This is a genomic window from Paenibacillus sp. FSL R5-0490 (genome assembly GCF_001956215.1).
Lineage (GTDB): Bacteria > Bacillota > Bacilli > Bacillales > Cytobacillaceae > Cytobacillus.
In genome coordinates, this window is record NZ_MRTQ01000002.1 from 121,061 (window position 1) to 144,515 (window position 23,455).

At 42.3% G+C, this 23,455-nt stretch carries 24 protein-coding genes; 3 read left to right on the forward strand and 21 right to left on the reverse strand.

The window, feature by feature from the left end; translation table 11 throughout:
• Window positions 1-117: 117 nt before the first annotated feature.
• The 8 genes from BK139_RS02460 to pepF all read right to left on the reverse strand — a co-directional run bounded on the left by BK139_RS02460 (window position 118) and on the right by pepF (window position 8,373).
• A complete protein-coding gene (locus tag BK139_RS02460; protein WP_076256437.1) occupies window positions 118-1,053 on the reverse strand; it encodes a phosphotransferase in 936 nt (311 codons plus the stop codon).
• Between the two features lie 113 nt (window positions 1,054-1,166).
• Window positions 1,167-1,778: a polysaccharide deacetylase family protein gene (locus tag BK139_RS02465; RefSeq protein ID WP_076256439.1), complete on the reverse strand. Its 612-nt coding sequence runs from the start codon at window positions 1,776-1,778 to the stop codon at window positions 1,167-1,169.
• A gap of 38 nt (window positions 1,779-1,816) precedes the next feature.
• Window positions 1,817-2,590 (reverse strand): phosphonate ABC transporter ATP-binding protein, encoded by a 774-nt coding sequence (gene phnC / locus BK139_RS02470; RefSeq protein ID WP_076256441.1) that lies wholly within the window; start codon window positions 2,588-2,590, stop codon window positions 1,817-1,819.
• 12 nt (window positions 2,591-2,602) lie between these two features.
• A complete protein-coding gene (phnE, locus tag BK139_RS02475) occupies window positions 2,603-3,358 on the reverse strand; it encodes a phosphonate ABC transporter, permease protein PhnE (protein WP_076256443.1) in 756 nt (251 codons plus the stop codon).
• Between the two features lie 11 nt (window positions 3,359-3,369).
• Entirely contained in the window at window positions 3,370-4,272 is a 903-nt protein-coding gene (gene phnD / locus BK139_RS02480) for a phosphate/phosphite/phosphonate ABC transporter substrate-binding protein (protein WP_076256444.1), read from the reverse strand.
• A gap of 61 nt (window positions 4,273-4,333) precedes the next feature.
• Complete coding sequence (gene selD, locus BK139_RS02485) at window positions 4,334-5,383, reverse strand: selenide, water dikinase SelD (protein ID WP_175609045.1); 1,050 nt, start codon at window positions 5,381-5,383, stop codon at window positions 4,334-4,336.
• 20 nt (window positions 5,384-5,403) lie between these two features.
• The gene (locus BK139_RS02490) at window positions 5,404-6,417 is read right to left on the reverse strand and encodes a glycosyltransferase (protein ID WP_076256448.1); all 1,014 of its coding nucleotides are present in this window, start codon (window positions 6,415-6,417) and stop codon (window positions 5,404-5,406) included.
• A 168-nt stretch (window positions 6,418-6,585) separates the two neighbouring features.
• Window positions 6,586-8,373, reverse strand: coding sequence for an oligoendopeptidase F (gene pepF / locus BK139_RS02495; RefSeq protein ID WP_076256451.1), 1,788 nt, complete (start codon window positions 8,371-8,373; stop codon window positions 6,586-6,588).
• A gap of 123 nt (window positions 8,374-8,496) precedes the next feature.
• Between pepF and BK139_RS02500 the strand changes: the two genes are divergently transcribed.
• The gene (locus tag BK139_RS02500; RefSeq protein WP_286147746.1) at window positions 8,497-9,312 is read left to right on the forward strand and encodes a hypothetical protein; all 816 of its coding nucleotides are present in this window, start codon (window positions 8,497-8,499) and stop codon (window positions 9,310-9,312) included.
• A gap of 28 nt (window positions 9,313-9,340) precedes the next feature.
• Here BK139_RS02500 and BK139_RS02505 read toward each other — a convergent pair whose 3' ends face one another.
• Entirely contained in the window at window positions 9,341-10,372 is a 1,032-nt protein-coding gene (locus BK139_RS02505; RefSeq protein WP_076256456.1) for a DUF438 domain-containing protein, read from the reverse strand.
• A gap of 219 nt (window positions 10,373-10,591) precedes the next feature.
• Here BK139_RS02505 and BK139_RS02510 point away from each other — a divergent pair, with 219 nt between their 5' ends.
• Window positions 10,592-11,755, forward strand: coding sequence for a glycosyl hydrolase family 18 protein (locus tag BK139_RS02510; RefSeq protein WP_286147747.1), 1,164 nt, complete (start codon window positions 10,592-10,594; stop codon window positions 11,753-11,755).
• A gap of 31 nt (window positions 11,756-11,786) precedes the next feature.
• On the opposite strand, the gene BK139_RS02515 is transcribed toward BK139_RS02510, so the two are convergent.
• The 3 genes from BK139_RS02515 to BK139_RS02525 form a co-directional block, all read right to left on the reverse strand.
• Window positions 11,787-12,698, reverse strand: a complete 912-nt coding sequence (locus tag BK139_RS02515; protein ID WP_076256635.1) for a CBASS cGAMP-activated phospholipase — start codon at window positions 12,696-12,698, stop codon at window positions 11,787-11,789.
• Between the two features lie 69 nt (window positions 12,699-12,767).
• On the reverse strand, window positions 12,768-13,037 hold the full coding sequence (locus BK139_RS02520) for a DUF1292 domain-containing protein (protein WP_076256458.1): 270 nt from the start codon (window positions 13,035-13,037) through the stop codon (window positions 12,768-12,770).
• Between the two features lie 113 nt (window positions 13,038-13,150).
• Window positions 13,151-14,248 carry a branched-chain amino acid aminotransferase gene (locus BK139_RS02525; RefSeq protein WP_076256460.1) on the reverse strand — a complete coding sequence of 366 codons (1,098 nt, stop codon included), beginning with the start codon at window positions 14,246-14,248 and terminating at the stop codon, window positions 13,151-13,153.
• Between the two features lie 436 nt (window positions 14,249-14,684).
• On the opposite strand from BK139_RS02525, the gene BK139_RS02530 reads away from it, so the two are divergent.
• Entirely contained in the window at window positions 14,685-14,990 is a 306-nt protein-coding gene (locus BK139_RS02530; RefSeq protein WP_076256462.1) for a hypothetical protein, read from the forward strand.
• 36 nt (window positions 14,991-15,026) lie between these two features.
• Here BK139_RS02530 and BK139_RS02535 read toward each other — a convergent pair whose 3' ends face one another.
• From BK139_RS02535 to BK139_RS02575, 9 genes are all read right to left on the reverse strand, one after another.
• Entirely contained in the window at window positions 15,027-15,626 is a 600-nt protein-coding gene (locus BK139_RS02535) for a response regulator transcription factor (RefSeq protein WP_076256464.1), read from the reverse strand.
• The gene (locus tag BK139_RS02540) at window positions 15,623-16,759 is read right to left on the reverse strand and encodes a sensor histidine kinase (RefSeq protein ID WP_076256466.1); all 1,137 of its coding nucleotides are present in this window, start codon (window positions 16,757-16,759) and stop codon (window positions 15,623-15,625) included. Before BK139_RS02540 ends, BK139_RS02535 begins: the two co-directional genes overlap by 4 nt.
• Window positions 16,760-16,850: 91 nt before the next feature.
• Window positions 16,851-17,894, reverse strand: a complete 1,044-nt coding sequence (gene desA / locus BK139_RS02545) for a Delta(5) desaturase DesA (protein WP_076256468.1) — start codon at window positions 17,892-17,894, stop codon at window positions 16,851-16,853.
• Between the two features lie 148 nt (window positions 17,895-18,042).
• Window positions 18,043-18,630, reverse strand: coding sequence for a branched-chain amino acid aminotransferase (locus BK139_RS02550; RefSeq protein ID WP_076256470.1), 588 nt, complete (start codon window positions 18,628-18,630; stop codon window positions 18,043-18,045).
• A gap of 13 nt (window positions 18,631-18,643) precedes the next feature.
• Window positions 18,644-20,008, reverse strand: a complete 1,365-nt coding sequence (locus BK139_RS02555; protein WP_076256471.1) for a DEAD/DEAH box helicase — start codon at window positions 20,006-20,008, stop codon at window positions 18,644-18,646.
• A gap of 136 nt (window positions 20,009-20,144) precedes the next feature.
• Window positions 20,145-20,603, reverse strand: a complete 459-nt coding sequence (locus tag BK139_RS02560; protein WP_076256473.1) for a hydrogenase maturation protease — start codon at window positions 20,601-20,603, stop codon at window positions 20,145-20,147.
• On the reverse strand, window positions 20,603-22,012 hold the full coding sequence (locus tag BK139_RS02565; protein ID WP_076256475.1) for a nickel-dependent hydrogenase large subunit: 1,410 nt from the start codon (window positions 22,010-22,012) through the stop codon (window positions 20,603-20,605). Before BK139_RS02565 ends, BK139_RS02560 begins: the two co-directional genes overlap by 1 nt.
• Window positions 22,005-22,910, reverse strand: coding sequence for a hydrogenase small subunit (locus BK139_RS02570; RefSeq protein WP_083675284.1), 906 nt, complete (start codon window positions 22,908-22,910; stop codon window positions 22,005-22,007). The genes BK139_RS02565 and BK139_RS02570 overlap by 8 nt, the downstream gene beginning before the upstream one ends.
• On the reverse strand, window positions 22,910-23,404 hold the full coding sequence (locus BK139_RS02575) for a cytochrome b5 domain-containing protein (protein ID WP_076256476.1): 495 nt from the start codon (window positions 23,402-23,404) through the stop codon (window positions 22,910-22,912). The genes BK139_RS02570 and BK139_RS02575 overlap by 1 nt, the downstream gene beginning before the upstream one ends.
• Window positions 23,405-23,455: the final 51 nt, after the last annotated feature.

Consider the following 23,455-nt stretch of genomic DNA (forward strand, 5'->3'; position numbering starts at 1 on the left):
GTTAGTCTCTCCCCTTACCATTCTTTATTGCATTAGCACTTAAACCTTAAGAGTGCTAAACAATATTTAAATATCATATTAGCTGATTTGTGTCAATTAGCTTGAACTTACTTCTTTCTAAATGATTTCTTCCGCACATTCAACAAGATTGCGGATTGTTTCTTTTAATTGTCTCGACAGCTGTTCTGTAGTCCACTTCGCTCTCTGATTTTCTAAATCTGATTGTATTAACAGCATCATCCAAGCCGAAAAAACAGCTGAAAATAAATAATATTCCTGTTTGAATTTCACCCTGTCAGGAACAGAGATTTGGGATTCCTCGCAATAACAGTCCAGAATCTTATTTCGTAAAGTATGGTCATCAGGCTTAGGGAAATCCGGATGTGACATATCGATTAAATGAAATAAATCCCAATGAGGTATGTTTAAGTGGCAATGTTCCCAGTCCAGAACCACCGTTTTATCGCCAGCATACCCAAAATTCCCCTGGTGCAAATCCCCATGGCAAAGAACCTTCACATCAGAAAAGGATTTAGAGGTACATGCGCTGAAAAGGGTGATTCCTAATCGTTCTGAAATATTATGTAACCTGAAAATAGTAAAAACCTTCTCTTTGTTCTGCAGAATATGGTTTGCCATTTCCTCAATAGCTGGTTTAGGACCACTCAGCTTTGTATTGGAAAACCGCTCAGCGGGTAAAGAGTGCCATTTGGCCATTAATGCAGTTAGTTCGAGTGCAATCTTAGAATCAAAAGTATGTGTGATGGTGCCAAGATCCTCTAAAATAATCCAATTATTGCTTAGTGCGTTTTGAACGGAATACGACAGGATTTTTGGAAACTTTAGCGGCAGTTCTGCCAATACATTTTCGAAAATCCACACTTCTTTTCCAAGCTGAGTATTATTTGTCAGGGGTTTGAAAATATAGCTCTTGCTCTCATCAATAAAAAAGCGCTCGACAAACCGGCCGTTCGAGCCCTGATATAAATGCTCTCTCCTTAAAATATAACGGTCATTCAGAGTCCCGTTTGCAGTCACAATATTAGTAAACAAGCTTTCGCTCCCCCTTATAGGCATCCTACCTAACAATATATATAAAATGGCTTTAAAAAATAATACTCCTTTTTTCAGTGCATAAAAAAAAGTACCCTCAGAGAGGATACTTTTTACAGCAAACTGAATTCGTAGCCTTTTCCCCTTATCTCAGCAATTAACTCAGGCAGGGCTTCTACAGTCTGGCTTAATTCATGCAAAAGAATGATTGCTCCGTCTTCCAGGTTCTCTAGAACGTTTGTGATCATTTGTTCAGGCTCTTCTTTGAGCTCCCAGTCCATGGACGAGATTCTCCACAATATGGTGGAGAGGCCGAGCTCTTTAGCTGCAGCAATGGTATGTTCATTATACTGCCCATATGGGGGCCTGAATAGCTTCACTTCCTGGCCAGTGATGGATTCAATCTTTAATTTGCTTCTCTTGAGATCCTGGATTTGTTCATTTGGGGTCAATTTAGCATAATTGGAATGCTTTGAAGAGTGAGTTCCTATCTGATGGCCTTCTTCCAGGACTCTTTTCCACGGACGACCGGGGTATAAGAGCCTTGATTGCCAGAAGAAAACAGCCGGAGCCTTCTCTTTCTTCAATATATCCAATAGTTCCGGAAGAACTCTTGCCGGCCCATCGTCAAAAGTCAGTGTTACTGTTTTCTTCGATGGATGTCCGGAATTGAATAACTGGATGTCAGGGTCATTCGAAACGTACACGACGTTCGAGCTATCCACTACTCATGGACAATTGGCCATTCTTCTGCCTCCTGTTCTTAAGTTGATCGGCTATACGATTTTTCTTGATAACTTTCTGCATCATATGTAAATACATACATATCATCTGTGAACTGTTCCGGTTTACCATCAAAAACGACTTCCCCATCTTTTAAAGCAATGATGCGGGTTGCATAGCGTTTAGCCAATTGAACATCATGGACATTAATTATGGTTTGCAGACCATGCCGATTATGCATCTCCTGCAGCAGGCTGAAAATCCGGTCTGAAGTTCCAGGATCCAAACTGGCAACAGGCTCGTCTCCCAGCAGGAACCTTGGCTTTTGAAGGAGAGCCCTGGCAATGCCTACTCTCTGCTTCTGCCCTCCGCTAAGATGCTCAACCCTGCGGTCAGCAAAGTCGGTTAAGCCCACCTCTGCAATGACTTGTTTAGCCTGAGCCTTTTCTTCCTCTGTAAACCAGCCAATGAGGTTCTTGAAACTGCTCCTGTAGCCGAACATGCCTGTCAGAACATTTTGCAGGACAGTCAATCGCGGAACTAAATTAAAATGCTGAAAGATCATGCCCATCTCCCTGCGGATTCTCCGAAGCTGTTCATCACTAAGTGCAGAAAAGGATTGGCCATCCCAGATGATTTCCCCTGATGAAGGGGTCTGCAGGCCATTTAGACAGCGGATCAGGGTGGACTTTCCGGCACCGCTTTTACCTAGCACGCAAACAAAGTCTCCAGGGTGTATCATCAGATTTATTGAATTAAGCGCATCATGCTTCATGCCGGGATAACGGACAGTTATATTTCGAATCTCAAGCATTTCCGTCCTCCTTTATATCACTCGGTTCCTGACATAGCTTCCAAAAAGGTCCACTAGAATAACAATAATCATAATCACCAGGACATCGAGCGAAACCGAATTGTATTGGAAGGTTTTAAAATCATTAAAAAGTCTTTGGCCAATTCCTCCCCCGCCAATAAAGCCCAAGATAAGGGAAGTCCTTATGGCAACCTCAAACCGGTAGAAGTAATTTGACAATACATTTGGCCATATTTGAGGAAGGATGCTGAATAGAGAAGCAAACCAGCTTTTTGCCCCAACTGCTTTCATGGCCTCCTGCGGCCCTGGATCGGATGCTTCAATGAGTTCTGAGATCAGTTTTCCCAGAACCCCAATGTTATGAAACATAATGGCCAGGACAGCCGGAAAAGGACCAAGCCCAAGAGCCGTCAAAAGAATCAAACCAAAAACAATTTCAGGGATGGATCGGACAAAGCTGAGGCCGACTCGGGTTATATGGTAAACAAACTTTGAGCCGGAAGTATTTTTGGCGGCCATAAAGCTTAAGGGAAGTCCGATAATAAGCCCGAAGAAACTTCCCAGAAAAGCCATGGCCAATGTTTCCAGACTGTCTTCCAGTATCCTTGGAAGGAGAGAAAAATCCATCGGGAACCAATGGGACAGGAAATCAATCATGTTGCGGAAGTCTCTGAATTTCGATAAGTCGAATTCTGTCAGCTTCATGCTTAGAAAAATGAATAAAGCCAACACGGTATATGTTAATATGCTGCGTTTTTTAAACCACAATCTTATCAGCCCTATTCTTTAATAAGTCCCTCTTTTAGGGCAGCCTGACGGATGCTTTCATAATCTTCGTTGCTTGCTTCAGTAAATCCGCTTGCACCGAATGCATCCAGAATTTCGGGATCTTCAATAGCAAGAAAAGCTTCCTTCAATGCTTTAATGGTTTCTTCATCAGTGTTTTCATGTACAGCCCAAGGGTACTGGAAAAGCTTTTCTGATTTCCAGATCGTTTTAAACTGCTCTCCATCTACTTTTCCTGAATCCACTAATTGATTATAAATGGCGCTGTCGATCGCACCGGCATCCACCTGTTTATTTTGAACTGCCAATGCAGTAGCGTCATGTGAGCCCGTGAATCGGACGGATTTAAAGCTGTGTTCATCCTCTGATTGGTAAACGTCACGGTCCTTTAATTCTATGGATGGGATAAGGGATCCTGACGTTGAATTGATATCACCGAAGGCAAAGTCAGCTTCACTGCTGTTTTTCAATAAATCTTCAAGTGAGTTCCATGGATTGTCCTTGTGGGTAATGATATATGAATAATAGAATGGTTCTCCATCAATTAGCTGTGTAATAATGGCTTTGGCACCGCTCTTCTCATGGGCAACAACATATGTTAATGGGCCGAAGTATGCCATATCAATTTTATCGTAGTTCATGGCTTCCACTACCCCGTTATAATCCGGATAAACTTCGACAGCTACTTCCCGATCGAGTTTATCAGATAAGGTTGACTGTAATTTCTCCATGGCAGCTTCCATCGATCCCTCTGTTTGAACAGGGATGACCCCAATGGTGAACTTTTCTTTCGATTGATCTTTTCCATTTTTATCTGTGTTATCTGTTTCATTTCCGCTGCAGGCTGACAAAAGCATCATTGAGAAGATAGTCAGGAGCATTAAGAATTTTTTCATGTTAGCACTTCCTTATTTTGTTTTTTAGTAAAGGTAAAAAAGGACTCTGTTCGAGTCCTTTTTAGATCACCGTAATCTTTCCGGGATTTTGATCTGTGACTGTTCCAATGATGGAAGCCCATTCTACACCTTTTTCCTTCAGGTCATTTAGGAGGGGTTCAGCTTCTGATTCAGGAACGGTTATTAAAAGTCCTCCTGATGTTATAGCATCACAAAGAATCACTTGGTCAACATCATCAATATTTTCGTATTGAATACGTCCGGAGAGCCATTTATGATTCTTTTTAGAGCCGCCGGGAATAATGTTCTGCTGGGCAAGCTCCCTGGTTTTTGGAAGAACAGGCACGGCTGTGCTTTCAATGGTTAATCCTGTGCCGCTTCCTTCTGCGATCTCCATCGCATGGCCGAGAAGGCCAAAACCAGTAATGTCTGTGCAGGCATTAACCTGGTAGTTATCCATAGCCTCAGCTGCCTCTTTATTTAAAGCAGCCATCACTTCCATCACACGGTCAATGCCTTCCTGATCCAGCATATCCCTTTTAATCGCTTGAGTAAGAATGCCGACGCCAATCGGCTTGGTTAAGATCAGTTTGTCGCCAGGCTTGGCTGCTGCATTTGTTCTTATCCGTTCAGGATGCACGGTTCCTGTAACAGATAAACCGAATTTTGGCTCCTGGTCGTCAATGGAGTGCCCTCCAACTAACACAGCACCGGATTCTTTCACTTTATCGGATGCTCCAGCCAGAATGTCTGCAAGTATGCTTTTATCCAGTTTGCTGATAGGGAAACCTACAATATTCATGACGGTTATAGGCTTGCCGCCCATAGCGTAAATATCACTCAGCGAATTGGCTGCGGCGATTTGGCCGAACATGTAGGGGTCATCAACGATAGGAGTGAAGAAATCCAGTGTCTGCACAAGGGCAGTTTCATCATTTATTTTATATACGCCTGCATCATCCGATGTATCCAATCCTACCAGGAGGTTGGGGTCAGGTACAGACTTAGGCAAATGACGCAGAACCTGCGCCAGGTCTTCAGGACCAATTTTGCATCCTCAGCCGCCTTTTGTTGATAAAGAAGTCAGTTTCACGATTTCTTCTCTCGACATAGTTCTCACTCCTTGCTCATTTATTGTTTACTTGGGGACTTTTCAAAGATGATTTCGTAAATGTTTTGAAGGGTTTTAGCTTCATATTCCGAAGAATGACTGCCCTCCACGTAGAGTTTGGCAGCATGCCCCAATTTTATCCTCAATTCGTTATTATTCACTAGTTTGTCTGCATAATCAAGAAATTCGACCGGATTAGTGTAGATTAAACCCGTTTCCTGATGTGAAATGATATTCCTGTTGCCAAGGTTATCGGCTGCAAGAACAGGAAGGCTATACCCCATTGCTTCTAAAATGGCAGCAGGCTGGCCTTCAGAATGGGATGTGTTTAAAACGGCATCCGCTTGCCTGTATAGCTCTCCCATATGGTGATGCGGGATCTGGCCGAGATATTGAACCCATTCTTTATTTTTTTCAGTAAGGGTCTTTACGATATTCCCCTCTTCTTCTTCAATTATGGGACCCGCCAGCCAAAGACGGATGTGGGGATTCTTTTCATACAACACTTTAAGCTTTTCGATGGCAAAAGGAATATTCTTCACGTTGCGGATTCCTGCCGGCAGCAAAAATAAAAAAGTGCCATGTTCTTTTTTATAGTCGGCACAAGCTTCAGAAAATATTACAGTGCCCTGATGGATAACGCTGATTTTATCTTTTGCTTCAGGAACTTCACCTGCCAGTACAAGCTTAGCTTCTTCATCAAAAACATGTATAGCTTCGGCATTGTTAACGGTTTGAATGACTACGGTTTTCTTCACCGGGTCATAAAGGTCGATATTTAAATCAGTGCCGGTCATGGTTACGACATATCTTTCAGGTTTTTCACCGAGCCCCTTCATGAATTGGCCAAACCGATAAGCGTTAAAGCCATGCACAATATCGGCTTTTGGCAGGCTGGATAATTTGCAGCCGTCTGTGATATTGATTATTTCAGTCTCAATGCCCAGCTTATTAAGGTTATCGGATATACGCTGAACAGTAACTGTGTTCCCTCTTGCCTGGTGAAAATTCGGGCTTGCCAGAAGTACTTTCATCCTTTCATCCTTCACAATTTATTTGCATTATCTTCATTTTAATTAAAGTTTGCATCAATTATTGCAGGAATATTTCATCCTGTCCATTAATTGTATTTCAGCAGGCTTTTCTTTTAATTATGACTGTAGAAAAGCCTGTTTCTATACCAAGAAACAGGCCCAATCCTTCTATTGGTTTCCGAATTCTTCTACAAGATCTCTGAATTTCCGAAGGGAGTTTTCAATAGGATATGGAGAAATCAGATCCACTCCGGTTTTCTTTAACAGCTCCAGCGGATAATCGGCGCTTCCGCTTTTTAAGAACTCCAGATAGTTTTGCAGCGTTTCATTGTCTCCTTCAAGAATTTTCGCTGCCAAATGAATGGCAGACGCAAATCCGGTTGCGTACTTATACACATAAAATGGACGGTAAAAATGAGGGATCCTGGCCCAGCCGAATTTCACTTCTTCATCAAAAACAATTTCATCCCCGTTATATTCACGGAATAAACGTTCGTAAATTCCGCTGAAAACCTCAGCGTTAAGCGGCGCTCCCCTTTCCGCTAATTCATGGGTTTTCATCTCAAACTCAGCAAACATAACTTGAGTAAAGAAGGTTCCTTTAAACTGATCAATAAAATAATTAAGGAGATGCCTGCGGACATCTTTATCCTTCTCCGTGTTCAGCAGATAATGAATCAGGAGCACTTCATTCACTGTTGAAGCGACCTCCGCCACAAAGATGCTATAACGGGCGGTGATCTGCGGCTGGTGCTGTGAGCTCAGCTTACTGTGGACACCATGCCCGCATTCATGAGCAAGTGTAAAAAGGCTGTCCAGATCATCACGGTGATTCAGGAGGATATAAGGATGAACTCCATAAATGCCGAGATTATAGGCACCTGACCGCTTCCCTGGAGTTTCCCGCACATCAATATAGCGGCCTGACTTAAATTCCTTCAGAATAGAAATATAATCATCCCCAAGAGGCTCGAGCGCTTTACACATGGTGTCATAAGCTTCTTCATAGGAAATTTCAGGTTTGACACCCTTTACTAAAGGAACACTTAGATCATATTGCCTCAGCTCGTCAATGCCTAACTGTTCCTTGCGTATCGCAGTATACTGATGCATTGCATCGATATTTTTTTTAGTCGTCTCAATTAGATTGACATACACTTCCTTTGGCACCTGATCACCGAATAGTCCTTTTTCAAGTGCTGAAGGATAATTACGGATTTTGGCCATGGTGACATTGTTTTTTATCGCTGCAGAAAGGGTGGAAGCAATGGAGTTCTTAAGCTGCACATAGGGCTGGTAATAGGCCTTATAGGCTTCTTTTCTCTTTTCCCGGTCTTCTTCTTCCATGATTTTCGCATACATGCCCCGCGTCAGTTCAACCTTCTCGCCATCCTCTTTTGTTACATCGCCAAACTTTATATCTGCATTATTCATCATTCCAAAAGTATGGCTGGGAACCGAAAGTGCTTCGCCGAGATGGGACAGGACTTCCTCCTTGTCTTTATTAAGGACATGCGGCTTATAGCGGAAGGATTCGAGCAAGTCCTCCTCAAAGTATTTCAAGCCCTTTTCCTCAGCAATATAGCTCTTCAGTGTTTCCTCATCAAGGCTTAAGAGAAATGGCATAAAAAAAGAAGTGGAAGAACTGACTTTGACGCTTAATTGCTTTGCCCTGTCTACATAGGCCTGCGAAACTGTCACACGTGTGTCTTCATCGGTTTTCAGCATCGCATATGCATACAGCTTATTAAATATGTAAGAGAGTTTTTCTTTTTTTTCTAGGTATTGATAAAGTGAATGACCATCATGAATCTGTCCGTCAAAGGTTTTCAGCTTATCGGCCAGTTGTTCAATAAGCTTGTAATCATCTTCCCATGTCTCCATGCTTGGGTATATGTCTTCCAGATTCCATTTTTCATCCAGCGGAACGTCATTTCTGTCTTTGAATGTTTTCATTCTAATTAACTCCTTTACAGCAAACTGTTTTTTATTAATAAACTATATTCAAAAGTTATCGCAAAAACCCTTCCACATTTTTGATTTTATCACTTATGGCCATTAAAATAATGTTGAAAGGATGTGGACGGTTTGGCGATTACTCTGCCTCATATAGAAGACTCAAACAATACTGTGTATTTTCCTCCGGCGGGTCATTTTGAAACGTTTCAGGATGATGCCCATTATGAAGAGAAAGTCAGGGAATGGGGATTATCAACTACAAGGGAAGTTAAAAAGGAATTCTGGTATAAAGAAAAAACACAGCAGCGTCTTGTTACGGTTAAAGGGTATCAGACGTACGGGGAGTCTGGAGATTTTTATACAATTATAATCGAGTTTCAGGATGGGAATCTGAGCTGCATACATCCGGCTTATCTTAAGGAGATGCAGTCTCCGAGCTTTGGGAAAGCACTGGCTGCTGATTTTGGGGATATCACTTCAGCTCCTTCTGAAAAAGCTTCAAAAAAAGCCACAGAGAAGTCTGTTGAAGAAACAAAGAAATCTGCTGAAAACAGCAAAAGTGATAGATCGGCAGCCAAAAAAGCCAAAAAGGAAAAACAGCCTGCATTGGAGCTGCCGGCAGATAAGGTTCACTTTACAGCTAAAGTTAAGCAGCTTGCCCTGAGCTGGAACCATTTCAATGAAGCCAATGATGAAGTCATCATACTTGAAGATCTTATTATTCAGGAGGACGAACCGATTGAAGTTGGGCTTGGCTGGTGTTCCCATTCGAAAACGTTAAAGAAATTTGAACTTCAGCCAGGTGAAAGTCTCGAATTCGATGGGAAAATAGTTAAAAAGAAATTGCCTAAAGGGAAAGACTGTGACGAAGAATTCATTATTGAAGAACCTGTTTTATACAAGGTTAATAATCCATCAAAAATCAAAAAAAGCTAAAGAGCATCACGCTCTTAGCTTTTTTTGATTAAGAAAGAATCCTTTTCTCTCCCTCGATTTCCTGTATGGGACTGATGTTTTGTGTGAATTCAAGGGTTCCCATATAATGCCCGTTATCATCCCGTACGGCAAAATAACGGATATAAACATATTTATCTCTGAATTTGATCCAGAAATCTTCAGAGTCTTTTCGTCCTTCCTTGAAATCCTTCAGCAATTCCTCCACTACATGTACACTGCGGGGCGGATGGCAATTCTGAACGGTTCGCCCAATCACGGCTTTTGTCCTGGCAAATATTCTTTCCTTGCCATGAGAGAAATACCGGACAACGTCATCATGGTCAATAAAAGTGATATCAACAGGCAAGTGATTAAATAACAGCTCCATCTGCTTTAAGGACAAAATGCCGGTTTCCATTTTGATGTAGCCTTCTGATATGGCATTCCCGTCAATCCCTTTCCGTTCGGGCTTCCATTCCTTTTCTGGGCCGGTCAGACAGAAGCCAATCTCGTCGCTTTCATGGGCGATCTTTACCCATTCATCTTCTGTAAGATTTTTTAAAGCCATTGGGAAAAGAATATTTTCCTCCCTGTAAATCATGGCACTAACTTCATTGAAAACGAAACGGACTGCATTGATGACCTTTTGCTTGTCCCCCTCGTATTGAGTGAGAAGGTTCCTGGCTTCCTTTATGCCATCCCTGATAAAGTCATCGATGCTCCACATATTATTGGTTGGTCCATAAATTCCGTACTTCTCCAGGTATGGAAAAAGCAGATTTTCCTTTCGGCTGTAATGCTTATCAAGATCAAGGAGCAGGATGAAGTCTTCTAATAGAGCATAAACATTATCCTCATGATCCTCCTGGATGAACGCCTCGAGATGGACCTTAACATTTTCTCTCAAATGATTATCAATTGCCTTATTCTCCCGGGTGAAAGTATGAATGGGATGTCCTGGCTGTTCTTCCGGTTTAGGATGAACAGCTGCTTCATCACTTCTATGAATAGAATGGCTGTGATGGTCCGGATGCTCACGGTTATTTATTAATTCGCTCACTGTACAATTCCTCCTATATCATTCCTTTTTCTAGGCTGTTACTAGTGCTTATAAGGAATGTAACATGTGGAGGAAGATCGTAATGTGATGAGAATCATATATTTATTAAAAGTTTATTGTTATATGCCGGAATGGAATGTCAGCAATAAATTACCACCTCCTCCCCATTCCCTTTTTTGTTACACTTTTAAAGGATTGAAAGATGGAGGTTTTCTAGAAGTGAAGAGAAATTATCAAGTTTTGATCATGATTGCTATTATTTTTTTCGGCGGATTCGCTGCCGGCATTTATTATACAAAAAACACAAGCGGACTCCAGTCTATTAAACAGCCTGCCCCTGCTTCCCAATCGGACAAACTTCCTGTTCCAAAAAAGGTTCCGGAGTTTTCAGAGATCCCGGAAAAAGTGCTGATGGGTTATGTCCAGGATTATCGCGATCCCGCTTCGATCGATTATTCAAATCTTTCTCATGTCATTTTTTCTTTTGCTCATCCTGAGAAAGACGGAAGCATTTCTTTTAATGGTGAGACGGCGCGGAATAATCTGCAGAGAGTGGTGTCGAATGCTCACAAGCAAGATGTGAAGGCATTCCTGGCTGTGGGGGGATGGTTTCATATCAATGGCGGGGAATCCTATGATTATTTTAAACAGGCAATAGCGGAAGACTCCTCGAGAAACAGGCTGGTAACAGAACTCTCGGGGCTGGTTAAAAAGGAACACCTAGACGGAATTGATATTGATTTTGAGCATCCGCGTTCAAAGAAGGATGCAAGATTCCTGGCTGTTTTTATCAATCATTTGAGCGGAGTGCTCCATGCAAACGGCAAGGAGCTGTCTGTTGCGGTTCATGCCAAGGTTCATAGTGTAACAGGTACAGAGAGCGGATATGTTGTGTATGAGCCCGACATGTTCAGGAAGGTTGATTATGTGAATATCATGGCATATGACGGGCAGTGGGATGGGGGATACAATGCCGCTAATCTTTCTCCCTATTCCTTTACAGAGAATATCGCCAATTATTGGGGCAGCCTCTTTGATTCAAAAGGGATTTCCAAGGATAAGCTGGTTCTGGGTGTTCCACTTTATGCTCAGCCGGAGGATCCTGCCGTTAAGCCGGTATCCTATCAGGCCGTCATAAACAATAATCCTGAATATGCAGCAAAAGATAGAATCAGCATGAATGGCATCAGCTATTACTATAATGGATCCGCCACCATGAAAAAGAAAACCATACTGGCTTTAAACCACGGATTCGGCGGAATGATGATCTGGGAAGCCGGCCATGACGCAAAGCGGCCATACAGCCTCACTGGAACGATTGCTGAAGTTCTTCAAAACAAAGCAGAGCCTGTAAAGTATTATTCTGTGATGCATACAAAATGAGAAAAGAGCAGGAAAATTCCCTGCTCCTTTTTCATGAAAGTAAAAACTTCTTAATTTCCTCCCGCCGATCCTTATATACCTTCTCCCCGAGTATAATCAATTCTTCCACAAACTTTATTTCGTCAAAAGGCATTTCTTCTCCCAGCTCTTCATTAATGCGCAGGTAATTTTCTCCGAGAAGATGTTTGCAATGGTAGGTAACTGATTCGGACGATAAATGAAGAGCCAGGTCCAATAGCTTGGGTGTCACTTTCATGGACGGGAGCTGGAATGGCAGCCAATGCTTTACACCCCAATATTTATCATGATCAATCGTAAAATCAATTTTTTGAAGACCGGTTCCAAGCGAAAGGATTTTTATGTTTTGCAGCTCCATCCTGAAGTGATGCATAGCCTCCGTAATACAAACGAGTGATGGATTATTAGCCCATAGCCCTCCGTCTATGGATAAATAACTGTTGCTGATGTTGTTCGGCGGGAAATAGACAGGTGCAGAACAGGAGGAAAGCACTGCATCCCAAAGCTTCATGGATAGGCTATCGTTGCCGGGACTTCCATAATTGGAACGGTGGACAAACGGTTTGCCATGTGTCACATCGACAGCTGGAATCAAAAGCGGTTTTTTTATATCAGACAGCTCCGTTTCGCCAAAGGCTTTCCGGAAAAAGCGCCGCATATACTTATCACTGTATACGCTTTTAAAAAGGCCGACCTTAGCCTGTTTGACAAAAATCTTTTTCCCGAATGATTCGTATCCTTTCAGGACCTCGCTCATATCTTTTTTCATGACCAGTGAAGAGGCAATGATCGATCCGGTGCTTGTGCCTGCGATTATATCAAAATAGTCGCCTGCAGGCTGTTTCAGTTCCTCTTCGAGAGCTTTCAAAATGCTTACGGCAAAAACACCGCGTATTCCGCCGCCATCGATGCATAAGATTTTCATTGAATCACCTGCTGTTTCCGTAATCATTCTCCAGGATATGTAAAAAAGAGAAGGAATCTTCCTTCTCTTCTATTCCTCGTTGTTTATCATCTCTTCAAATACCGCTGAAACTTTGTTAAATTCCTCGTCGTTTTCAATGGGTGTAAAGTCGCCATCCTCATCCAGTTTTAAGAAGAACACATCAATATCTTCTTCTGTGTCTTCCTCAAGATCTTCGACAAAGCTGACAGCAGCATATTGATTGCCATCAACCTCTGCAGACGCGAGGACCTCCACTTCCATTTCCTGATCATTTTCATCACTGATTGTAAAAACTTCTCCTACTTCTATCTTGTCCATTTTTTAATCTCCTCTCCTTAATAGGTTCTTTCTATATTTTCCCGTTTTAGAGGGATTTCATGCCTAAAATAGAAAAAGGATCGGCTTTATGATACCGATCCTGCAATAAAGAATTATTTAACTCCTGCTGTCTCTTTCTTTTCCACTTTTACACTCCATCCAAATGGATCCGATTCGGTTCCTTTTTGGATGCCTGTCAGTGTATCATAGATTTTCTTGGACAAATCCCCGGTTTTCCCTTCATTGATTTCAATAATCTTGTTGTCCCAGAAGAATTCGCCAATTGGAGAAATAACAGCAGCCGTGCCTGTTCCAAAGGCTTCTTCAAGCTGGCCATCAGCATGTGCCTGATAGATTTCTTCAATGGAAATTCTTCTTTCGGACACGGGAACATTCCAGTATTTCAGTAACTCCAGTACAGAGTTTCGAGTGATTCCTTCCAGGATGCTGCCATTAAGTTCTGGTGTTACAACTTCTCCGTTAATTTTGAAGAAAATGTTCATGCTTCCCACTTCTTCAATATATTTATTTTCTTTCCCGTCAAGCCATAGAACCTGCGAATATCCTGTTAAGCTTGCAAGCTCCTGAGCTTTCAGACTTGCTGCATAGTTCCCTCCGGTTTTAGCTGTGCCTGTTCCCCCTTTTACTGCCCGCACGTATTCGTTTTGAACAGCAATTTTAACAGGGTTGATGCCTTCCTTATAGTAAGCGCCTACCGGCGAAAGAATAATGATAAATTTGTATCTGGCTGATGGAGCAACTCCCAGATATGGCTCAGTTGAAATGACAAACGGCCGGATGTACAGTGAAGTTCCTTCCACATTCGGAATCCAGTCCCGGTCAACTGAAATTAATTCTTTTAAGGCATAAAGAGCAAGCTCTTCATCAATTTCAGGAATACATAACCTGGAGTTGGATTTATTCAGTCTCTCCATATTTTTTTCGGGACGGAAGAGCAACACCTCATTATCAATGGTAAGATAGGCTTTTAACCCTTCGAATACACTCTGACCATAATGGAAAATCATTGCAGCGGGATCAAGAGAAAGCGGCTGGTAAGGTACAATTCTTGGGTCGTGCCATCCCCGTCCTGCTGTATAATCCATTTCAAACATGTGATCCGTAAAATTCTTGCCAAACACCAGGTTATCAAATGCAGGTTTTTGTTTTTTCTCAGGTGTGTGGTTGATTTCAATTTTAAATTCTGTCATTTGTCAAAACTCCCTATCTGTAGATGATTTAAAAACCTAATGCCTGCTCTTCGTGCTGCTCTTAAAAGAGTGTAAATAAAAACGCCCAGTCATCCTCCGAGCGTGGACGAAAGGGCTTGCTTCCCGGCAACAACCAATATGGATGCTCAACAGCAACAGCTGAAGTCATTGAAAAAGACTCGTATGCTGTTTTTGTAAGGGTTGCCTTTCGCTCTTTTCTACTTCAAGGCAGTAGTGCAGTTATTTGTTAAAGTTTTTATAAGTTTTTCTAATATTATGATATTCTACTATTTAATTGTCAATACGAATTGACAATAAATTTAGAATTAATTCGGATTACTGAAAATTCTATATGCAAAAGAAAAAGAAATAAAGGTGAAAAATCATGTTTTTAAATTTATAATCAATATATAAATACAAAAGGGGATTTATGATAATGAACAGTAAAGAGCTTGAAGAAAAAATTATTCAAAACTATCAGGGCGAAGAGAAAATGATGATCCTCGTATTTGCCCAGTGGTGCATCAATCACGGTTTAAATCCGGAGGAAATCTATTTAAAGGCATATCCGGATCAGGAGGAAAACAGTTCACTAAAGGAAGCGCTGGAGCTGACTGTTCCAAAAGAAGAAGCAGGCGATGTGCCTGATCAGACTCTGCTTGGTGTTCTATCCTTGTTCGGAAATGATGATCTTGCCTTCATCGTGATGGAAGAAATAAAGAATATGAAAAAGAACAGCTAAGCCTTAATGGGCCGCTGTCCTTTTTCATTGAAGATTCTATTTAAACCAGCCCTTCTCTTTGGATTGGGTTATGGCTTCAATCCTGTTCGTAACTTCGAGCTTGTCAAGAATAGCCGAGATATAGTTGCGCACGGTACCTGTCTTAATGCTGAGCTGGTCGGCAATTTCTTTCGTGTTCTTGCCGTCCGCTATCAGCTCCAGCACCTCTTTTTCCCGGTCTGTCAGCGGGTTTTCTTCGCCATAGACATCATCCATTAATTCAGGTGCATAGATGCGCCTTCCTTCCAGGACGTTTCTGATAGAGCTTGCCAGTTCCTCACTTGGGCTGTCTTTTAACAAGTAACCTCTTACACCGGCCTTGAGGGCACGCTGGAAATAGCCTGACCTTGCGAAGGTTGTCAGAATAATAACTTTACAGCCGCAGTCTTTTAATTCTTCCGCCGCTTCCAGGCCGCTTTTTTCCGGCATTTCAATATCCATAATGCATACATCCGGTTTAAGAGTTTTGACAAGGGATATGGCTTCTTTTCCATTTGAAGCTTTCCCAATGACCTCCATATCGTCTTCAAGATTTAGCAGAGATCCTAACGCACCAAGCACCATCCGCTGATCTTCAGCTATGACGATTTTTATCATGCCCTCTCCTCCTTGTTTGGTTCCTTCACGACTGTTGGTACTTTCATTATAATCGTTGTTCCATTCTCAGATACAATCTCAAGACTTCCGTTGACAAAGTCGAGCCGCTCCCTTAAGCCGAGCAGTCCGGACCCCTTGCCTACATCTGTTGAGGGATTCATGCCGACCCCGTTATCCCGGACGGTAATGCTGACTTCATTCCAGGTTTGTTCTATTCTGATGCGGCATTCTGTCGCCTTACTGTGTTTTACTACGTTAGTAACAGCCTCTTTCATGCACATGCTTAGAATATTCTCAAGGAAGAGTGACACATTTTTTAATTTGATATCTTCTTCCCCGATGAATTCGATAGAAGCCGCCTTTAAAATTTGCTTTACAAGGATAATCTCTTCCTTCAGTCTGATTCCCCTCATCTGCGAAACCATCTTCCTTACTTCGTTTAATGCTGTTCTGGCGGTTTGCTGAACGTCTATAAGCTCTTCCTTTGCCTGGTCCGGATCTTTGCTGATGAGCTTCCTGGCCAGATCGCTTTTTAACCCGATAAGAGACAATTTTTGTCCGAGAGTATCATGAAGATCCCGGGCAATCCGCTGTCTTTCTTCCTGTTTGACGAGGTCCGCAATCCTTTTGTTGGCATCCTCAAGCTGCTCCTCAAGCTTTTCCTGCTTTTTCTTATTGTGAATGTTAAAAGGAAGCAAAATCACACTGATCCAGATGATAATAATAAAAGGAATCTGCTCGAGAAATAATGGCTTCTGGGTGACAAAATTAATGTTTATGGAGATGGTGGTTGCGATCAGGTGGATGACATACAGCGTTAAAAAGGCAATTCTGTTCTTGATATGGCCATTGTAATAAGCAATATAAAATGCAAAATAAATAAATGAAAAGAGAATGGTCATTGTGATCGATATGCTGATTAAAATGCCAGTCCACAAATAGACAGGCCATTTCCGTGAAATAAAGGCAAAACGCAGTGATATAAAAAAGAGTATAGTCAGGATAATTCCGACGGCTATGGTGATTTTAGATGTGGATCTGAAGATGAAATAAAACGGCAGAATGCTGAATACACTCCATATATATGGAGAAATGCCTGAACTTTTCAATGCAGTTAAATATTTTTTTAACATGTGAGGTACCCTCTTTTTATTCATGAAATAATGAAACAGCTCCTTTGCTATCATATCACAAAGGAGCTGTTCTTCAGCTTATACATTCAGTTTACGGCTTCACAGATGCCGTTTTAGTTCTGCTCTGTTTTTTGCTGACAGCCGACTGCTTTGCTGCTCCATACCCGGTGAAGTCCTGGGCTTCATCATCCCATAGACGGAATCGAAGTGACTTCAGGCTGGTAGAAAGAGTAATCGTCGGCACATTCTGAAGTTCAGCTGTATTATAATGAGCGCTTTCGAGGTTATAGTTAGGAACGCGCGGGCTCAAGTGATGGATATGATGGAACCCGATGTTTCCTGTAAGCCACTGAAGCACTTTCGGCAGCTTGTAAAAGGAGCTTCCTTCTACAGCAGCTTTAACATACTCCCATTTATCATCTTCTTCAAAATACGAGTCTTCAAATGTATGCTGTACATAGAAAAGCCAGATTCCGGCTGCTCCTGAAATCATAAAGATCGGCCCCTGCACCATCAGGAACGCTTCCCACCCGATAGCCCAGCACATGAACGCATACAAACCGGCGATGGCCGCATTTATAAGATACGTATTGATGCGTTCATTCTTTCTTGCCCCTTTTCTGTTAAAACGGTTTTTTAACAAAAATACATAAATAGGACCTAAACCTAACATAACGAACGGATTGCGGTAGATGCGGTATGCTGCACGAGTCGACCATGAGGCATCCTGATATTCTTTCACTGTCAGTGTCCAGATATCTCCTGTACCGCGCTTGTCCAGATTACCGCTGGTTGCATGGTGCACATTGTGATCATGCTGCCATTGGTGATAAGGAAAGACGGTCAGGATTCCTGTGATTGTGCCAATGATTTTGTTAGCTTTGCGGTTTTTGAAAAAGGAATGGTGGCAGCAATCATGGAAAATAATGAAGATCCTGACAAGAAAGCCTGCTGCAACTATAGATATGCCAAGCGTCAGCAAGTAAGAAATGCTCAGGCTTTTATAAGCAAGGAACCACAGCAGGAAAAATGGTCCCAGCGTATTGACCAGCTGCATAATGCTTTTTGTTAAATCTGATTTTTCATAAGGTGCCATTTGTTTTTTTAAGTTAAGTTGTTTTTGTTTAGAAGTCATTTGTTAATTCCCTTCATCATGACGTTAATTTTAATAATAAAGGGTTTGCAAACTGCTTTGTAGACATAGGTGTCATGTCCAAACCATGACATTTATCATGGTTTGGACGAAAAATTGAGAGTTCATCCTAATATCTGGCTATAAATATTTACTTATTGCGGGTTTCTTCCACTTCTGACACAAGGTTAAAGAGAAATTCGTATACTAACTGATATGCGTCTTGTATAGATAGTTCCTCTTTAAAGCCTTCAATGTCGTTCAGCGAAAAATTAAAATCCCAAAGCCCATCCTGCTGGCTGAACATCAGGCTGTATTTTGGTGTGCCTGTAAGAGTATTTGCATCTATAAATGCTCTCATAGCTGATTCTGCTTTTTTTGGCAGCTTCAGTCCAAGCATTACTTCATAGTTGCCAAAAACATCATCTGTTTCAAAGGAAACGGCATCCGCTCCAATCAGGTCAAACCATTTCGACTCCAGATACATAAATTCATTTTTATGATTTTTGAAGTAGTCTATTGGCTGATTTAAAAAGCCGGCAGGCTCCTGTCCGAGAACTTCCTCTGTTTCCTTATCTCCTCTTTCTATATAAGCATCATTAAATCGGTCTTCTGGATTCTTGATTCCAGCTTCATGACCATCATTCAAAAGTCCGTGCTTTTGGGCATATTCTTTTTCTTTTACATAAAGTTCAGAGGGCTGTTCTTTCAAGTGCTTTTCCATCCGTTCTTTTAACAAGTTGCTTTCCTCCTCAAATATCTTTACCTTCCCCACTTTTTGATGAATTTCTTGAAGCTGTGGGAGAAGGCTTCTTTTTCCCTTGAGCTTTTGTGCGGCCTGTTCGTGGTGAACTGCTTTTGCCTTTTCTGCCTTTTTCATGGGAAAACCTGTCTTCTTTTGATTTGGGCTGGCCACCTTTTCTGCTGTCATTTTTCTTTCCAGCGGAGGTTTGGCGTTTGGAATCCTGTCTCTTTTTTTCAGATGCTGCTTCATGCTTGATATCGCTGTTGCCAAGGTTTTGCTTAGGAATAGTAATTTTCAGTCCTTTTTCAATTGCTTCAAGGAGCGGCTTGTCTGCAGACGAATAAAACGTAATGGCCAGTCCTTTCATGCCCGCCCGGCCGGTTCTCCCGATGCGGTGCACATAGCTTTCAGGATCGAGTGGGATATCATAATTAAAAACATGGGTGACCCCTTCGACATCAAGCCCTCTGGCAGCTACATCCGTAGCAACTAACAGCTGTATCTCCGCATCCCTGAATCTCTTCATGACTTGTTCGCGTTTCGATTGTGATAAATCCCCATGAAGCTGATCGCAATCAAAACCGTTCGATTTCAGCACTTCATATAATTTGGTTACTCTGCGTTTTGTACGGCAGAAGATCACGGCCAAAAATGGTCTATGGGTTTGAATCAGTTCTATCAGCGTCCCCTGCTTAGCGCGGTCGACGGTATGTATCGCTATTTGTTTAACTGAATGGGCTGGCCCCTGTGTTTTTTCAATTTGGATATACTGCGGCTCTTTCATGTGTTTGTTTGCCAGTTTTCTTATTTCTGCCGGCATAGTTGCAGAAAAAAGCATCGTCTGCCTTTTGGCAGGCGTTTCTTTAATAATTCTCTCAACCTCATCAAGAAAGCCTATATGCAGCATTTGATCGGCTTCATCCAATACTAAAAAATCCACCTGTGATAAATCAATGGTATTTCGCTTGATATGGTCCAGCAGCCGGCCAGGTGTCCCCACTACAATCTGGACATTCCTTTTCAGCTTTTTGAGCTGCTTGTCCACATCCTGCCCACCATATACAGCTAATACATCTATATCACTGTCTTTCGTCAGCTTCATTACTTCGTCTGTTATCTGTAATGCCAATTCCCTTGTCGGCGTTATAATCAGAGCCTGAATCTGAACAGCATTCGGGTCCATCTTCTCCAGAATAGGCAAAGTAAATGCCAATGTTTTTCCGGTTCCTGTCTGAGCCTGGGCAATAACATCGTTTCCTTCCATAACAGCTGGAATCGCCTGTGCCTGAATAGGCGTTGGCTTAGCGATGCCCTGCTGCAGCAGAATATCAGATAGCTCTCCTGAAATGCCAAGTTTTAAAAATTCCTGCAAATAAAACCCTACTTTCTTTTCCTGTTCTTTATTAAATATGTCCTTATTTATATTGTGTGTTTAACGGCAAAATAGCAAGCATTCTTATTGCAGGAAAACACAAAAAAAGGTGAGCATTCAGTTCAGACCCTGAAAACTAACCTCTATTTGATAAAATTTCATCCATTGTTTTTTTTACTTTGCTTACGATTTCGGGCCATTTTTTTTCAAGTTCACTGCTTAATCCAATTTGAAAGGAAATATCAAAAGGTTCAACCCCGATCAGACAGACTTCCATTTTGTCTCTTTGTTCATATAGTGCCTGAAACAGATGCATATTATGCGGCGATAAGCCGAGAAATCGATGAGAGTCTATCTTATCTAAAGAATAAACTTCAATGTCACCGGGGATACCCCCTGATAAAATGGCATCAAGGATTATGACAAACTCGGCACCTTCGAGCTTAGAGAGGCTATAATCTATGTCGGATTCTCCTATGATGTATTCGCAATCCATGTTTTCTTCTGTGTTCATCAGCTCTTCAGCAATATAGATGCCGACTCCATCGTCCTTCATCAGGCGGTTGCCTATTCCTAAAATAATGGTCTTTTTCATTATAGCACCTGAATGGTTTTGACTTCTTTCCCGGGTGTATGTACATGTGTCGCGCATGACATGCAAGGATCAAAAGACCGAAGGATCCTTCCAATTTCAGCCGGATTTTCCGGATCATGAATGGGGGTTCCCATTAATGCCTGCTCTGCGGTTCCCATGTATCCATTCTCATCCCGGGTGGAAAAGTCCCAGGTTGATGGTGTTATGATCTGGTAGAAATCGATTTTTTTATTTTTTATTTTAATCCAATGGCCCAAAGCGCCGCGGGTGGTGTCAACTAACCCTTTACCCGAAACTTCTTCTTCAGGCAATTCATACTTTTTTTGGACATTCGTATTTGGGATCAGCAAATTCAGCAAATTTTTCATAATGCCGGCTATCTTTTTTGCTTCGAGGGCCCTGGCAATGGTTCTGTCCATTGCGGAAATTCCGTTTGTATATTCTCCGCTCAGTATCAGCCTTGCTAAAGGGCCTACCTCAAATGGGAGCCCTGCGTATCTGGGAGCCTTAACCCACGAATAGGCTTTGTCTTTATCACGATCAGGTTCCGCAATCAGTTCATCAGGAGAGTAAGTGGTTTTTGGTGATTGGAACCAGGCATAATCTATCTTTTCCTGAATATTTTGTTCGTCAAATGGCCGGATTCCATCATCGGTAAAGACAAGAGGATCAACGTACAGGGTACCGATATCTTTATAATGATTAAATGCGCCGTATGTTAAGAGATTCCCATACCCGCCGCCTAATCTATAATACTCAGGATAATATTTTGCAATTTCAAAAACATCAGGAATCATTTTTTCGTCGATAAACTTTGTTATTTTCAGAAGAATGGAATCTAAATGGACAATTTTTTCTGCTGTAGCCTGTGTTGTAATGCCGCCAATAAACACACCGTGATTATGCGGAGCTTTTCCTCCGAGAACGGCAAGCATTTGATGGGCGAGCCTGCTTAATTCCAGAGACTCAAAGTAATGCTGGGAGATGACTCTATTTACTTTTTCCGGCAGTCTGAAATCAGCATGATCTGTCTGCAGCAATGTGTTTCCTTCAATTTTGACGAAATCAGGAACCGTGTATTGATAAAAATGGCGGATATGGTTCTGCAAGAACTCACAGCAATGGATAATATCCCGAAGATACTTCCCTTGCTCACTCGGTTCAATGTTCAGCGCATCCTCCAAAGCGGCCGAAGAAGCTACTGAGTGGGCTGCAGAACAAATGCCGCAAATCCGCTGGGTAAAATAAACAGCATCAAAGGGGCTTCTGCCGGCAAGCATTTGCTCAAAGCCCCTGAATAGGTTTCCTTTTGTTTTAACATCCACGACCTTATTCTTGTCGACGATCACTTCAATTTCCATAAAACCGCTTATTCTTGTCAATGGATTAATGACGATCCGCTTACTCATTCTTCACCACCCTTGTCGTGTCATAACTGATAAAAGGAGCCATTGCATCAGGGAAGCCAAACTGGGCACATCCAATGCAAGGCGTATCATCCCCTATCGGCCAATTCACATGGCCATTCCACTGCCTTGTCGGACAATCAGTCCTGGTAACAGGGCCACGGCAGCCAAGCTTAAATAAACAGGTTTTATCTCCGAGCTTTTCTGCAAAAATGCCCCGGTCGAAAAAAGGCCTCCTGGGGCATCGGTCATGAATAAGGGTGCTGTAAAACATTAATGGCCGCCCAAGATTATCGGTATCCGGATCCCCGTATAAAAGAATGTGGGCTAAGGTTCCTAAAAACCAGTCCGGATGAACAGGGCAGCCTGGCAGTTTAATCATATTTTTATCAGGCAGAACATCCTGCAAACCTACAGACTGCGAAGGATTTGGCCTGGCTGCTGAAACACCCCCGTGCGTGGCACATGCCCCGACAGCAAGAATATGGGATGCTTTCTCCCCGAGTATTTTGGCTGCTTCCAAACCGGTAAGCGGTTTTCCCTTCCAGGTGCCAATGATGTTATATAATCCATTGTCTCTTAAAGCCACTGCACCTTCCACCGCCAGGATATAATCTTCATCCAATGCGTTCATAAGCCGTTCAATGGCCTTTTCCCCCTCTGCTGCCATTAAGCTGTTGCTGTATACGAGATTGACCATCGAGCCTATCATATATTCAAAGTCCGGATTTGCCCCGTTCAGCAGGGAGATGATATTGCCGGAGCATCCATTGAGCTCCAAATATACAAGGTTTTTCTTTTTGACTGTTCCGTTTGCAAGTCCGTTTCTGGCTCCAGCTGTTAACCGTTCTGCAATGGCTTCATTCGTCAATGGCTCCGGCGGCAAGATACAATCTTCCATTAAATCAGCCTCCCGACGACTGGCAAAGTTGCTAAAATCGATTGCTGTCCTGCATGGCAGGAGGCGAACTCCTGTGAATAATCCCTTCCTGATACCAAACCAAAATGGGTAGCAGCGGCCCATGCTCTGTTATTGGTTACATCATAAACGACGCCGCTCACTGCCACATAAGCAGGCCTGCCATTTTTGCCATCGTAATTTGCTAAATCCTGAATTGTAAAGGTTTGATTTGGAACAGCCACTGCCGGATTTGCTGCAGTCGGGGATGCCATCGTGTTAATAGGTGGCCTATCATTTGCAGCTGCATTGGATGAGGCTGCATGGGCTGCCAGTAAATCATTTAGAAATTGAATGCTTGTCAATGCGTCCCAAATTCTCTGAAGTTTTACCTGTTTGGCAGTGGGGTCTGAAGTGGCAGAAATTGAATAAATATCATGTCTTGCCTGAGTTATAAGGCTATTCACCTGCTGCTGAAGCATCCTGATGTTTTGCATCGCATTCTCTCCTTAGGCTTTCATACCCTATCCTATGCAGGAAACAGAGAA